The 14,428-nt window shown below is 70.0% G+C and carries 11 protein-coding genes and 1 pseudogene; 7 read left to right on the top strand and 5 right to left on the bottom strand.

What is annotated here, in order from left to right; genetic code table 11:
- Positions 1-972 (top strand): annotated as a pseudogene (locus PKD06_RS06750) (ATP-binding protein); the annotation flags it as partial.
- Positions 973-1,024: 52 nt separating this feature from the next.
- On the opposite strand, the gene PKD06_RS06745 reads toward PKD06_RS06750, so the two are convergent.
- A complete protein-coding gene (locus PKD06_RS06745; RefSeq protein ID WP_324378874.1) occupies positions 1,025-1,171 on the bottom strand; it encodes a hypothetical protein in 147 nt (48 codons plus the stop codon).
- A gap of 195 nt (positions 1,172-1,366) precedes the next feature.
- Positions 1,367-2,011, bottom strand: a complete 645-nt coding sequence (gene eda, locus PKD06_RS06740) for a bifunctional 4-hydroxy-2-oxoglutarate aldolase/2-dehydro-3-deoxy-phosphogluconate aldolase (RefSeq protein WP_324378872.1) — start codon at positions 2,009-2,011, stop codon at positions 1,367-1,369.
- A 96-nt stretch (positions 2,012-2,107) separates the two neighbouring features.
- Here eda and PKD06_RS06735 point away from each other — a divergent pair, with 96 nt between their 5' ends.
- A complete protein-coding gene (locus PKD06_RS06735) occupies positions 2,108-3,937 on the top strand; it encodes a M3 family oligoendopeptidase (protein ID WP_324378871.1) in 1,830 nt (609 codons plus the stop codon).
- Positions 3,938-3,966: 29 nt separating this feature from the next.
- Here the strand turns inward: PKD06_RS06735 and PKD06_RS06730 are convergent, their stop codons facing one another.
- Positions 3,967-7,488 (bottom strand): indolepyruvate ferredoxin oxidoreductase family protein, encoded by a 3,522-nt coding sequence (locus PKD06_RS06730; protein ID WP_324378869.1) that lies wholly within the window; start codon positions 7,486-7,488, stop codon positions 3,967-3,969.
- A gap of 225 nt (positions 7,489-7,713) precedes the next feature.
- Between PKD06_RS06730 and PKD06_RS06725 the strand changes: the two genes are divergently transcribed.
- The 5 genes from PKD06_RS06725 to PKD06_RS06705 all read left to right on the top strand — a co-directional run bounded on the left by PKD06_RS06725 (position 7,714) and on the right by PKD06_RS06705 (position 12,238).
- Entirely contained in the window at positions 7,714-8,361 is a 648-nt protein-coding gene (locus tag PKD06_RS06725; protein WP_324378867.1) for a DUF1007 family protein, read from the top strand.
- Positions 8,352-9,386, top strand: a complete 1,035-nt coding sequence (locus PKD06_RS06720; RefSeq protein WP_324378865.1) for a nickel transporter — start codon at positions 8,352-8,354, stop codon at positions 9,384-9,386. Before PKD06_RS06725 ends, PKD06_RS06720 begins: the two co-directional genes overlap by 10 nt.
- A gap of 78 nt (positions 9,387-9,464) precedes the next feature.
- The gene (locus PKD06_RS06715; RefSeq protein WP_324378863.1) at positions 9,465-10,898 is read left to right on the top strand and encodes a cytochrome P450; all 1,434 of its coding nucleotides are present in this window, start codon (positions 9,465-9,467) and stop codon (positions 10,896-10,898) included.
- Positions 10,899-10,989: 91 nt separating this feature from the next.
- Entirely contained in the window at positions 10,990-11,787 is a 798-nt protein-coding gene (locus tag PKD06_RS06710; protein WP_324378861.1) for a methyltransferase domain-containing protein, read from the top strand.
- Positions 11,788-11,866: 79 nt separating this feature from the next.
- A complete protein-coding gene (locus tag PKD06_RS06705) occupies positions 11,867-12,238 on the top strand; it encodes a DUF2794 domain-containing protein (RefSeq protein ID WP_324378859.1) in 372 nt (123 codons plus the stop codon).
- Between the two features lie 97 nt (positions 12,239-12,335).
- Here PKD06_RS06705 and PKD06_RS06700 read toward each other — a convergent pair whose 3' ends face one another.
- Positions 12,336-13,139, bottom strand: a complete 804-nt coding sequence (locus tag PKD06_RS06700) for a Bax inhibitor-1/YccA family protein (RefSeq protein WP_324378857.1) — start codon at positions 13,137-13,139, stop codon at positions 12,336-12,338.
- 171 nt (positions 13,140-13,310) lie between these two features.
- Positions 13,311-14,285, bottom strand: coding sequence for a DUF4167 domain-containing protein (locus PKD06_RS06695; protein ID WP_324378856.1), 975 nt, complete (start codon positions 14,283-14,285; stop codon positions 13,311-13,313).
- Between the last annotated feature and the right edge of the window lie 143 nt (positions 14,286-14,428).

The following is a 14,428-nucleotide window of genomic DNA, read 5'->3' as shown; positions in this document are numbered from 1 at the left end:
GGCCGCAAGCGCGGCCTTGCCGGCGTCATCGCCACGCAGCGCCTCGCCAAGCTCGCCAAGAACGTCGCCGCCGAGGCGTCGAACTTCCTGATGGGCCGCACCTTCCTCGACATCGACATGGCGCGCGCCGCCGATCTCCTCGGCATGGACCGGCGCGGCGCCGAGATGTTCCGCGACCTCGAGCGCGGGCATTTCGTCGCCCTCGGTCCCGCTCTGTCGCGCCGGCCGCTGCCGGTGCGGATCGGCGAGGTCGCGACCGAGAGCCGGGGCGGATCGCCCGCGCTCCTGCCCCTGCCCGAGCCCGCGGACGATGCACGCGGCCTTCTCTTCGCCGCGCCTTCGCCGACGGAGGCGCCGCCGCGGCCGCTTCCGCGCCCGAAGCCGGCCCCCGACGTGCTGGTCCAGCTCGCGAGCTACCGCCCGCCCGCCCCGGCCGAGCCCGAGGAACCGGCCTTGGCCGGCGCCGAGCGCGAGGCGGCGATCGAGGCCGTCCTCGCCGAGGTCCTGGCGGATCGCGATGCGGGCGCGAGCCATGTCGCGACCCTGTACCAGGATTTCACCGTTCGCTGCCGCATCCGCCGCATCGGCGGGGAGGCGCTGGACCTGCCAGCCTTCCGCCGCCGCCTCGCCGTCGCGCGGGCGGGCATCGCCAAGGCTGCCGAAGGGCCTGCCTGGGAGCAGGCCCAAGCCCTGGCGGCGGATCTCCCCGACGACCTGCACGGCCTCTTCCTGCTTCTGGCGCAGGCGGCCCTGAAGGGGCTGCCCACCCCGTCCGACGAGGATCTGGCGCGGGCCTACGGGACAAGTTCGGCGGGCCGGGCCCGGCGCATGATCGGCTATCTGGAGGAGCGCGGGGCGGTCGTCTGCCGCCGCGACCTGCGCGGCGCGCCGGTCGTCGCGATTCCGGCCCTCGGCTGCGAGACCGCGCCGGGGGAGCCGGAGGCGGGGACGAAGCTGCGCGCGCGGCGGTAACGCCCGCGCCTATGAAAAAGGCCAGTCTCGCGACTGGCCGGTGGCCTCGGCGTCAGCCGAGCTGGTCGAGGACGATGCGGCGCAATTCTTCGCGGCTCAGTCCGACCTGATGGGGCCGCCAGGCCGGCGGCCGCTGGGGCTTCTGAGCGCCCTTGACGTGCCGGGCGCGGGGATGAGGAATTCGGGTCTCGTGATGCACTTTTTTCTTTCGTTGTCGCCTCGATGGCGATGTTTCACATGACAGCGTGACGGCGTCGTGACGCCACCAAGCCGGCACCGGCCGATATGGGGAATAGCCGATGGCGCTCAACGCCCAGGAGGCGTGGCCGTTCCGGCGAGACAGCCCGATTCGTCCGGGGCCGTGAGAGGAATATGGATCTCCCGGCCCCGCTCTTCAAGGAGCGGCTCGCCGCAGGGCGGCCGCCTCGCGGGCCAGCTTGCCGATCCGCGCCCAGTCCCGCGCCCGGACGGCGTCGTTCGGCACCATCCACGAGCCGCCGACGCAGACGACGTTCGGCAGGGCGAGATAGGCGGGCGCGCCGGCCGCGTCGATGCCCCCGGTCGGGCAGAAGCGCAGGTCGCCGCAGGGCCCGGCAATGGATTTCAGCCAGGCCGCCCCCCCGCACGCGCCCGCCGGGAAGAACTTCAGATGCGTGAAGCCCATGGCCGCGAGGGCGAGGGCCTCCGTCACGGTCGAGCAGCCGGGCATGGCCGGGATCGAGGCGCGGGAGAGCGCGTCCGCGAGCGTGTGCGGGGTGCCCGGGGTCACGATGAAATTCGCCCCCGCCGAGGCGACGGCCATGATCTGGCTTGTCTGCGTCACCGTGCCCGCCGCGACCACCGCCTCGGGCACCTCGCGGGCGATCCGCTCCATGGCCGCGAGCGCGACCGGCGTGCGCAGGGTGACCTCGGCCACCGGCAGCCCCGCCTCGACCAGCGTGCGAGCAAGGGGGACGGCATCCTCCACATCCGTGATGGTCAGGACGGGAATCGCAGGCGCGAGCGCCGCATAGCGCGCCACCTTTTCGGAATGAGACATCGATCCTCCCCCTGCCGCATCGCGGGCGACGCCGCGTGCGAGCTACGCCCTCGCCCGAGGGCTGGAAACGCGGGCCCGTCCGGCCGATATGGGGGCATGACGAATCTCGCCCGCTCCCCCTATGCCGTCGGCACGGCCGATCCCGACTCGCTCGGCCTCCTGCCGGAATGGGATCTCGCCGATCTCTATCCCGGCATGGCGAGCGAAGCCTTCGCAAGCGATCTCGCAAAGGCGGAGGCGGAGTGCAAGAGCTTCGCCGAGGCCCATCGCGGCAAGCTCGGGGAACTGGCCCGCCAGGGCGGGGCGGCGCTCGGCCCCGTCGTGCAGAGCTACGAGGCGATCGAGGACCGGATCGGCCGCATCGCCTCCTATGCCGGGCTCGTCTATGCCGGCGACACGACCGATCCGCAGCGCGCCAAGTTCTTCGGCGACACGCAGGAGCGGCTCACGGCCGCCTCCAGCGACCTCCTCTTCTTCACGCTCGAGCTGAACCGCATCGACGACGCGGTGATGGAGGCGGCGCTCGCCGACGCCCCGCTCGACCGCTATCGGCCCTGGATCGAGGATCTGCGCCGCGACAAGCCCTATCAGCTCGAGGACAATATCGAGCGGCTCTTCCACGAGAAATCCGTCACGGGGCGCGGCGCCTGGAACCGGCTCTTCGACGAGACCCTGGCCTCGCTGCGCTTCGACATGCGCGGCGAGGAGCTGACGCTCGAGCCGACGCTGAACAAGCTCCAGGACACCGACGGCACCGTGCGGCGCGACGCGGCGCTCGCCATCGGCCGGGTGCTGAAGGCGAATCTGCGCACCTTCACGCTGATCACCAACACCCTCGCCAAGGACAAGGAGATTTCCGACCGCTGGCGGGGCTTCCAGGACGTCGCCGATTCGCGCCATCTCGCCAACCGCGTCGAGCGGGAGGTGGTGGAGGCCCTGGTCTCGGCCGTGCGCGACGCCTATCCGCGCCTCTCCCACCGCTATTACCGGCTCAAGGCGAAATGGTTCGGGCGCGAGGCGCTCGACTACTGGGACCGGAACGCGCCGCTGCCGAAGGTCGCCCAGCGCACGATCGGCTGGGGCGAGGCGCGCGACACCGTCCTCTCGGCCTACGGTGATTTCGCCCCCGAGATGGCGGCGATCGCCCGCCGCTTCTTCGACGGAAGCTGGATCGACGCGCCGGTGCGGCCCGGCAAGGCTCCAGGCGCCTTCGCCCATCCGACCGTGCCCTCCGCCCATCCCTATGTGCTCCTGAACTACCAGGGCAAGCCGCGGGACGTGATGACGCTCGCCCACGAACTGGGCCACGGCGTGCATCAGGTGCTGGCCGCGGGGAACGGCGCCCTGATGGCGCCGACGCCGCTGACGCTCGCCGAGACCGCCAGCGTCTTCGGCGAGATGCTGACCTTCCGCCGCCTCCTCGCCGGCACGACGAACCGCGCGCAGCGCCGCGCCATGCTGGCGCAGAAGGTCGAGGACATGATCAACACGGTCGTGCGCCAGGTCGCCTTCTACAGCTTCGAGCGGAAGGTGCATCTGGAGCGGCGCGGGGGCGAATTGACGGCCGAGAAGCTCTGCGAATTGTGGATGTCGGTGCAGGGCGAGAGCCTCGGCCCCGCGATCCGGCTCGGCGAGGGCTACGAGTCCTTCTGGACCTACATCCCCCACTTCATCCACTCGCCCTTCTACGTCTACGCCTATGCTTTCGGCGACTGCCTCGTCAACTCGCTCTACGGCGTCTACGAGCGGGCGGAATCGGGCTTCGTCGAGCGCTATTTCGCGCTGCTCTCGGCGGGCGGCACCAAGCCCTACGACCAGCTCCTGCGCCCCTTCGGCCTCGACGCCAAGGACCCGGATTTCTGGCAGATCGGGCTCTCGGTCATCGAGGGGATGATCGCCGAGCTGGAGCAGATGGAAGAGGGCTGAGGAGTTCGCGCTCCTGCGGAGCGCGCCCGCTACTCCGCCGCCTGGGCCAGTTCCGGCTGCGGCGAGCGGAACCTCGCAAGCAAGGCCGCCTCCTCCGCCTTGGCGGCTTCGAGATGGCGCGCTTTCACGTGACCATAGCCGCGGATCTTCCCCGGGATCGAGGCGAGGCTGATCGCAATCGCATGATTCCGCGCGGTGAGGGCGGGCAGCACCTCCTCCAGCATGGCCTCGTAATCGGCGATCAGGCGGCGCTCGGTCCGGCGCTCCTGCGTGTAGCCGAACAGGTCGAAGCGGCCCCCGCGCAGGCCCTTGAGCCTCGCGAGCTGGCGGAAGACGCCCATCATCCAGGGGCCGAAGCTCATCTTGCGCACCACCCCCGTCTCGGGATCGGGCCGGGCGAGGAGCGGGGGGGCGAGGTGGAACTCGTAGCGCAGGGTCCCCGGCTCGAAGGTCGCCTCGACCTGCCTCTGGAAATGGCCGTTGGTATAGAGGCGCGCGACCTCGTATTCGTCCTTGTAGGCCATCAGCTTGAAGAGGTGGCGCGCGACGGCTTCGGCGAGCGCCGTGCTGCCGGGGATGGCCTTCGCCTCGGCCGCCCGCGCGCTCTCGACCCGTGCGCGGTAGCGCTCCGCATAGGCGGCGTCCTGGTACTCGGCCAGGAAGGCGACGCGGCGCGCGACGATCTCGTCCAGGCTCTGCGACAGCTCGGCCGTGTCGTCGGCTTTGGCCTCCGCGACCAGCCGCGCGACCAGCTCGGGCTGCGCGGCGGCCCTGCGGCCCCACTCGAAGGCGTCGAGGTTCATCGCCACCGCCTCGCCGTTCAGCTCGATGGCGCGGCGGATCGCCTCGCGCGAGAGCGGCACGCGGCCCGTCTGCCAGGCGAAGCCCAGCATGAGCATGTTGGCGCCGATCGCATTGCCGAGGAGCGCGGTCGCCGCCGCCGTCGCGTCGAGGAACGAGACGCCGGGCCCCGAGGCCGAGACCTCGCCCGCCGTCTTCGCGATGACGCGCTTCAGCCGTTCGGCGGGGAGCGAGAAATCCGCGTCGCGGGCGAAATCGCCCGGCATCACTTCGGCAGTGTTGACGACGAGGCCCGTGCGGCCCTGCGCAATGGCGCCGAGCACCTTCTGCGACCCCGTCACCACGAGATCGCAGCCGAGGACGAGATCGGCTTGCCCGGCCGTCACCCGGATCGAGGTGATGTCCTCCTGGCACCGGGCGAGCTTGAGATGGCTCACGACCGCGCCGCCCTTCTGGGCGAGGCCGGCCATGTCGATGAGGCCGAGCCCCTTGCCCTCCAGATGCGCGGCCATGCCCATGATCGAGCCGACCGTGAGCACGCCCGTCCCGCCGATGCCGAGGACGAGGACGTTGAAGGTCTTGCCCATGGCGGGAAGAGCGGGCTCGGGCAACTCCCCCTCCCCTCGCGGAGCGTGGTCCGGCGACACCGCCTCCGGCTTGCGCGGCCGTCCGCCATGAACCGTGACGAAGGAGGGACAGAAGCCCTTGATGCAGGAGAAATCCTTATTGCAGCTCGACTGGTCGATCTGCCGCTTGCGGCCGAACTCGGTCTCCAGCGGCTGCACCGAGACGCAGTTCGACTGCACCGAGCAATCGCCGCAGCCCTCGCAGACGAGGTCGTTGATGATCACCCGCCTGTCGGGATCGGGGAAGGCGCCGCGCTTGCGCCGCCGCCTTTTCTCGGTGGCGCAGGTCTGATCGTAGAGGAGGACCGTCACGCCCTCGATCTCCGCCAGTTCCCGCTGCACCGCGTCCAGCTCGTCGCGGTGATGGATCGAGAGGCCGGAGGGCCAGCGATAGGTCGGGGGGTATTTGTCCGGCTCGTCGGTGACGACGCGGATCGCCTTGGCGCCCTCGGCGGCCACCTGCCGGGCGATCTGGTCGACCGTGAGCCCACCCTCGTGCGGCTGGCCGCCCGTCATCGCCACGGCGTCGTTGAAGAGGATCTTGTAGGTGATGTTCGTCTTCGTATCGACGGCCCAGCGCAGAGCCAGCGAGCCGGAATGGTTGTAGGTGCCGTCCCCGAGGTTCTGGAACATGTGCCGGCGGGTCGAGAAGGCCGATTCGCCGATCCAGGCGGCGCCCTCCCCGCCCATCTGGGTATATTCCTCCGTCCAGCGGTCCATCCCTTTCGCCCTGAAAAGGCAGCCCATCCCCGCATAGGCGCGATGGCCCTCGGGCACCCGCGTCGAGGTGTTGTGCGGGCAGCCCGAGCAGAAGCCCGGCGTGCGCACGGCCACGTCGGAGGTCGCCGCGAGCATGGCCTGGGCCTGTTTCAGCCGCGAGACGCGGAAGGCGAGGTCGTCGTTGTTGTGGTAGCGCAGGAGGCGCTCGCCGATGGCGATGGCGATCTCGTTCGAGTCGAGCGCGCCCTTGACCGGGAAGAGCCAGTCGCCACCCTCCGTCTTCTTGCCGATCACGACCGGTTGGTTGGCCGTCCCGTACAGCTCCTCGCGAAGCTGGACCTCGATCAGCGAGCGCTTCTCCTCGACCACGATCGCGAGATCGAGCCCGCGCGCGAAATCCATCAGCTCCGAGCGGGGCAGCGGCCAGGGGCAGGCGACCTTGAACAGGCGCAGCCCCATCCCGCTCGCCGCCGCCTCGTCGAGGCCGAGTTCCTCCAGCGCCTCGCGCACGTCGAGATAGGACTTGCCGACCGTGATGACGCCGATCTTCGGATCGCGCCCTCCCGCGAGCACGATCTGGTTGAGCCTGTTGGCCCGCAGATAGGCGAGCATGGCGTCGCGCTTGAAGTCGTGGAGCCGCCCCTCCTGCTCGATGTAGGAATCGGCGGGGCGGATATTGAGCCCGCCCGGGGGCATCTCGAAATCCTCGGGGATGACGATCTTCACCCGGTCCACCGAGCCGTCCACCGTGGCGGTCGATTCGATATTGTCCTTGACGCATTTGAGGGCGGTCCAGACGCCCGCGAAGCGCGACAGCGCATAGCCGTGCAGCCCGTAATCGAGGATCTCCTGCACCCCGGCGGGGTTCAGGATCGGGCTCATCACGTCGACGAAGGCGAATTCGGACTGGTGGGCGACGGTCGAGCTTTCGGCCGTGTGGTCGTCCCCCATCAGCGCGAGGACGCCCCCGTATCTCGCCGTGCCGGCCTGGTTGGCGTGGCGGAAGACGTCGCCTGTCCGGTCCACGCCCGGCCCCTTGCCGTACCAGACGCCGAAGACGCCGTCGTATTTCCCCTCGCCGCGCATCGCGGCCTGCTGGGCGCCCCAGTTCGCGGTGGCCGCCAGTTCCTCGTTCAGCCCCGGCTGGAAGACGATGTGGTTCGCCGCGAGCAGCGCCTTGAGGCGGTAGAGGGTGAGGTCGAGCCCCCCGAGGGGGGAGCCGCGATAGCCCGAGACGAAGCCCGCCGTGCTCAGCCCCGCGCGGCGGTCGCGCTCGCGCTGCATGAGGAGCAGGCGGATGACGGCCTGGGTGCCGGAGAGAAAGACCCGGTCCTTGGAGAGGTCGTATTTGTCGTCGAGCGAGACCGGACGCAATGCGGTGGCCGTGGCCGGCGCGTCATCCATGTTCGATCCTCCCGAGCCCGCCCCGGCATCCCGGCCGCGAAGCGTGGCTCAGGCTGATATAGGGCCGCCCCGGGGTCAATTGCAGCCTGGAGCCGTTCGAAAAAGGGGAGCGTCCCGGGGCCGTCGCCAATATGCCCGATTTCCCCTGTCCAATGACCTGCGTCGCGGATTGCCGCGGCCGATTCCCTCATCGGTCCAAAGCCGGAAACCCCTCGGCCGAACCAGGTGCTGCTTTTCCCTGCCCTCCTGCGCGCGACGCTCGTCGCGGCCGGCCTCGCGCTGTCCGGCGCGGCCTTCGCCCATCCCCATGTCTGGGTCACGGCCCGGGCGGAGCTTCTCTACGAGGGCGGCAAGGTGCGGGCCGTGCGCCACCACTGGACCTTCGACGAGGGCTATTCGGCGGTGGCCGTGCAGGGCCTCGACACGAACGGCGACGGCAAGACGACGCCCGACGAACTGGCGGAACTGGCCAGGACCAATGTCGAATCGCTCGTGGATTTCGGCTATTTCACCGCGCTCAAGGCCAATGGCGCGAAGCAGCGCTTCGGCCCGCCGACGAACGCGCGCATGGTCTACGAGAAAGGCCAGGTGACGCTCACCTTCGACCTGCCGCTGAACAATCCGGCGGGCGGCCGCATGGTCGTCCTCGACGTCTACGACCCCACCTTCTTCGTCGATTTCCGCATCGCGGACGGAGACGATGCGGTGACGCTCTCGAACGGCCCCGGAGGCTGCAAGATGAAGATCACGCGGCCCAAGCCCGTGACCGAGGAGGGCAAGCCCCTCGACGAGGCCTCCTTCCAGAGCCTCACCGCCACCACCAAGGATTTCGCGGCCGATTATTCGGCCCGCGCGATGGCCATATGCCCCTAGACGTCCTTGCTTCCCCCGCGGCGCGCCCGGCCGCCGCCTCCCTCTGGCCGCTCCGCCTCGCCCTGGCCCTGCTCTCGGTCGCGCTGGTGGCGGGGCTCGCAGCCCTCCTCGCAAAGCTCCTGGCGGGCACGGCGCCCCCGGTCCCGCGCGGGCCCCATCCCTTCGGCATAGGAATCGGCGAATCCGGCCCCCGCGCCACGAGCGCCCTCGGCGCGTGGCTCCTCTCCTGGCAATCGGAGTTCTTCAACGCGCTGCGCTCCGCCCTCGCCTCCCTGCGCGACGGCCGGGGCGGAGCCCTGCTCCTGATCGGAATCGGCTTCGCCTACGGCGTCTTCCACGCCGCCGGGCCCGGCCACGGCAAGGCGGTCGTCTCGGCCTATATCGTCTCGAGCGAGCGGGCCTTCCTGCGCGGCATCGTGGTCAGCGCGCTCGCCGCGCTCATCCAGGCGCTCGTCGCGATCGCGCTCGTCACGGGGGTGTTCCTCGTCATCGGCGGCACGGCCGCCACGATGAGCCGCACCGTCGGGCAGGTCGAGACGGCGGGCTTCGCCCTCGTCGTGCTGCTCGGCGCCGTCCTCGTCTGGCGCAAGGCGGGAGCGCTGGCGCTCCTCGCCTCGGGCCGCGACCCGCGCGAGGCGGCCGCGCTCGATCCGACCTGCTCCTGCGGCCCGGTCGATCCGCGCCGGACGGGAGGCTCGCTCTCCCAGATGCTCGCCGTGGCCTTCGGGGCGGGGATCCGCCCCTGCGCAGGCGCCATCATCGTCCTGACGCTGTCGCGCGCCTACGGCATCTTCCCGATGGGGATCGCGGCGACCTTCGCCATGGCCTTCGGCACCGCGATCACGACGGGGGCGCTCGCGGCCTTCTCCGTCTATGCCAAGCGCCTCGCGCTGCTCTATGCGAGCGGCCGGGGGCGCAGCACGGCCCTGCTCGGCGCGGGGGCGGAACTGCTTGCGGCCGCGCTCGTCCTCGTGGTCGGGCTGGCCCTGCTCGTGGGAATGTGGGACGCCGCCGGCGGCGCCTGATCGACGGCGGCGCTTGCCGCCGCGCGCCGCGAAGCCTAATCCGATCGTCTTCGCCCGAAACGGGGAAGGCGAGCCGGCTTGCCAGATTATTTCATCCCTCCCTATGCGCATCGCCCCGCGGCGCGGCTCCCGCCGCTGGACGTGATCCGCCGCGCCCGGCACAATTTCCTCGAGATTTTCCACGAGGGCTCGTTCAACTTCCAGCTCTCGGTCACGAGCCTCCTCGCGCGGCGCTTCTACATCTGCAACTGGCCCGAGCTGGTCCAATACGCGCTCTCGACCAAGAACGCGGCCTTCGAGCGCAAATCGGCGCAGATGCGCCACGCCCTCGCGCCGGTCGTGGGCGACGGGCTGATCATTTCCGACGGGCCCGTCTGGAAGAGCCGGCGCAAGATCATCAGCCCGATCATCCATATTTCCCGCATGCGCGACTTCGCGCCGGTGATGGTGCAGACCGCCGCCGAGATGCGCGAGCGCTGGCTGGCCCTGCCGGCGCCGGGCCGGGTCGAGGTCATGGCCGAGATGGCCGAGCTGACGGCCGAGATCATCACGCGCACCGTCTTCGGCCAGGCGCTCGGCCCGGCGGATGCGCGCGAGGTGATCGAGGGCTTCACCGACTACCAGCACGAGACCGGGCGCATCGACCTCCTCTGGCTCGCCGGCGTGCCGGACTGGGTGCCGCGGCGGCGCGGACAGCGGATCCGCCGCGCCGTGCGCCGCATCCACACGGTGCTCGACCGCATCATCCGCGACATCGCGGCCCATCGCGGCGCCGCCGATACCTCGATCGTCCGGCGGCTGATCGAGGCGCGGGACGAGGAGACTGGCGAGCCGCTCTCGCACGAGGCGATCCGCAACGAGGCGGCCGTGATGTTCCTCGCGGGCCACGAGACCACCGCCAACACGCTGAGCTTCGTCTGGTACCTGCTGTCGCAGGCGCCCGATGTCGAGGCGCGGGTCCATGCGGAGCTGGATTCCATCCTCGGGGACCGCCTGCCGACCCTCGCGGACGTGCCGAAGCTGGCCTGGACGCGCGCGGTGATCGAGGAGACGCTGCGCCTCTATCCGCCCATTCCCTTCCTCGCCCGCGAGGCGCTCGAGGACGAGACCATCCGCGGCCGGCCGGTTCCCAAGGGCTCCATCGTGATGGTGGTCCCCTGGCTGCTGCACCGGCACCGCTGCCTGTGGTTCGAGCCCGACGCCTTCATGCCGCACCGTTTCATGCCGGGCAGCGGCGAGCCGGTCTCGAAATTCGCGTATGTGCCCTTCTCCATCGGGCCGCGCATCTGCGCCGGCGCCTCCTTCGGCATGACCGAGGCGATCCTGTGCGTCGCCGTGATGGCGCAGAAGCTGCGGCTGACGCTCGAGCCCGGCCACGTCGTCGAGCCGGTCTGCCGGCTGACGCTGCGGCCCGGCGACGCCCTGCCGATGCGGGTCGAGCCCCGCGCGCCCACCCTCCAGCCGGAGCCTGTGGAGGAGAGCGTTCCAGCAGGCTGTCCGCACGCGAGGTGACACGGCATGCCGCATCGCGGCAACGCGATCTTCATCCCTGCGCGCTAGACCGGAGGCGATGCCTCCCGGCATCCTTCCCGCGAGGCGACAGGTGGTACAGGCGCTTCTCCGGCCGGTCGAGCCGGCTTCCCTTCCGCGCCGGCCCCTCGGCGAGATCCTGGCCGGGCTCGGCTGCAGCCCGGACTGGCTCTGGTCCTGGGACAACTACAAGGGCTTCGTCACGCAGCTCTCACAGGAATGGCGCCTGACGCGCCATCTCGATATCGGCGGGGGACGCGACCCGCTCTTCATGCCGGAAGAGGCGCGCCGCCTCGGCCTCTCCGTGACGCTGAACGACATCTCGGCCGCGGAACTGGCCCGGGCCCCGGCGAGCTACGCCAAGATCCGCTGCGACATCGCCGCGAAGGACACGATGCGCGTCATCGCGCCCGAAAGCTTCGACTTCGTCTACTCGCGGATGGTGATGGAGCATGTGCGCGATGCGCGCCAGCTCTGGGCGAATCAATATGCGATGCTGGCGCCGGGCGGCGTCGCGCTCGCCTTCGTGCCGACGCTCTACGCCCCGGCCTTCGCCCTGAACCACGCCATTCCCGAATCGGTCTCCGGCGCCATCCTCCGCCGCCTCTTCCCGGACCGGCACGAGGACAGCGACAATCCGAAATTCCCCGCCTTCTACGATCTCTGCTACGGCGACGAGCGCAAGGTCGCGCCGGTGCTGCGCGAGATCGGCTTCGACGAGGTGCGGGTGCTGCCGTTCTACGGCTACAGCTATTTCTGGAAGATCCCCGGCCTGAAGCAGATCGACGCCGCCTTCACCCGCCTCTCGCGGGCGCGCGACTGGCGGGCGCTGACGAGCTTCGCCTATATCATCGGCGTCAAGGGCCGCTGACGGCGGGACGGACGGGCTTGCCAGGACATGGCCCCGTCCCCATCATGAGGTTCCAACGGGGCTTCGGCAGGGAGAGCCGATGAGCGAAGCGGAAGCCGGCGAGCCGATACGGGGCGGGCAGGTCCTGTCCTTTCCCAGCGCTGCCCCCCCTGCCGAGGTCACTTTCGACCGCCAGGAGCTTCGCCTGATCCTGCTCCTCTACGGCCGGATGGTCGCCGAAGGCGAATGGCGCGATTACGGGATCGATTTCAACCGCGAGCGCGCCGTCTTCTCGGTCTACCGGCGCAGCTCCGAGGTCGCCCTCTACCGCATCGTCAAGGAGCCGCGGCTCGCGCGCCGGCAGGGCGCCTATGCCGTCTCGACCGGCACGGGCATGATCCTGAAGCGCGGCCACGACCTCGCGCGGGTCCTGCGGACGCTCGAGACGCCGCTGAAGCTCGTCACGAACTGACGCCGCGTCCGTCCGGGTCTCCGTATGACCCGAGGGAGAGAGCAAAGAAAAAGCCCCGGCAAAGCCGGGGCTTTCGTCTCGCCCGCGGGCGATGGGATCACTCGTTCCGGTTGCCCATGAAGGACAGCAGGAACTGGAACAGGTTGATGAAGTCGAGATAGAGAGTCAGCGCGCCGAAGATGGACGCCTTGGCCGCCGTCTCGCTGTCGAAATCGCCGAAGAGATACATCTCCTTCAGCTTCTGCGTGTCGTAGGCGGTGAGGCCCGCGAAGATCACGACGCCGGCGGCCGAGATCACGAATTGCATCGCGCTCGAGGCGAGGAAGATGTTCACCAGCGAGGCGAGGATCAGGCCGATCAGCGCCATCGTCAGGAACGTGCCCATGCCCGAAAGGCTGCGCGTCGTCGTGTAGCCGTAGAGGCTGAGACCGCCGAAGGCCGCCGCCGTCACGAAGAAGGTCTGGACGATCGAGGCGCCGGTATAGCGGATCAGCAGCGTCGAGAGAGACGCGCCCATCACCGCCGCGAAGGCGAAGAACAGCCCCCGCGCGCCGGAAGCGCTCATGCGGTTCATCGAGAAGGAGAACAGCAGGACGAAGGCGAGCGGCGCCAATGCCACCACCCACATCAGCGGGGTCGTGTAGAGGGTGATGCCGAACTGGGTCAGCAACTGACCCTGGAGACGCACGGCCTGGCCGGCGGCATTGCGCCCGGCCGCTTCCATGGACGTGGCGACGGCGAGCTTGTTCACGCCGAGCGCGACCAGCGCGGAAATCGCCAGCCCCAGGATCATGTTGTTGTAGACGCCCAGCATGAAGCTGCGCAGGCCCTGGTCGACCTCCGCCTGTGTGCGGGCATAGCCGCCGGCATTATAGCCGGTCGGATTCTGATAGGATTGCATGGGAGTCGTCCTCTGGATGGCTCTCAGCGTGTTTGGGTGGAAGGAGGATTCACGCATCCCTCCGCCGCCGGACATCCGGCGCCACGTCGGAATATGGAGGCTCCGCCCGGATTCGGCAAGGGGAGCCCCGGAACCAGCCGAGCGGCCAAGGGACGCGGAACGCTCCGCGCCTCAGGCACCGGGGGCCGTCTCGTCGACGCCCTCGGGAGCCGGCTCGGTCTTGCGGGTGCGGCGGCGGCGCGGACGGATGCCGGTGGGGGCCGGCTCCTCCTCCGCGGCGGGAGGCGCAGGCGGGGCGAGGCCCGCGCTCTCGGCGACCTCCTCGACGCTGGCCGGGGGGCGCACCGGATTGGTGAGGAAGGCCGGAAGGCCGGCCGCCTCCTCCTGCTCCTCCGGCGCCCCTTCATATTCCACCGGCCGGGATTCCCGCCGGCCCTCGCGTTCGGGGCGCGCCTCGCGCGGCGCATAGCCTTCGCGGCCCCCTCGCTCATCCCGGGCGAAACGCTCGCGCCGCTCGGGACGATCCTGACGCTCGGGACGGTCAGGACGTTCCTGGCGGTCAGGACGATCCTGACGATCCTGCCTGTCCTGGCGCTCATAGCGCTCGCCGCCATTGGGACGGTCGAAACGCGCCTCGCTGCCGTTCTGGCGCTCGTAGCCGCCCTGACGGTCGTAGCGCTCGCCCGAGCCACGATCATAGCGCTCGCCGTTGCGGTCGAAGCGCTGGCGGCCCTGGCGGTCTCCCCGATCGAAGCGCTGATTGCGCTCGCCGCGGGGCTCGTAGCCGCCTTGCGGGAAATTCGGCACCTCGCCGAACTCGTCGCCGCCCTGGCCCCGGTCCATGGACGGGCCGCCGAAGCCACCGGCCTCCTCCTCGCCCTCCTCGCCGTCCTCGTCGCGCTGGAAGCCGCCGAATTGCTGGCGATACTGCTCCTGGGCCGCGGCGATCAGGCGGTAATAATGCTCGGCATGCTGGAGGTAGTTCTCGGAGGCGACCGGATCTCCGCTCGCCTGCGCATCCCGCGCGAGCTGCGAATACTTGTCGGCGATATGCTGGGCCGTCCCCCGGATCTTCACATCCGGGCCGTTCGACTCGTAGCTTCGGGTGAGCGGATTGGGGCCCTTGTTGCGGCTACGGCCGCGCATCCGCCTGTTCTGTCCTGGTCTCATCGATCTGTTCAGACCTTCTGCTTGCCCTCAGAGGCGCCATCCGTCGCGCCTTCAGCCATGGCGACCACGCCGTCCTGCCACGTCAGCGCAAAATCGCGGATGTCCTCGAATCGCGATCG

The sequence above is a fragment of the Enterovirga sp. genome, from assembly GCF_035325185.1.
In the GTDB taxonomy this organism is placed as follows: Bacteria; Pseudomonadota; Alphaproteobacteria; order Rhizobiales; family Beijerinckiaceae; genus Enterovirga.
Note: the sequence above shows the minus strand (reverse complement) of the source record. Positions and strands in the feature narration are given on the sequence as shown.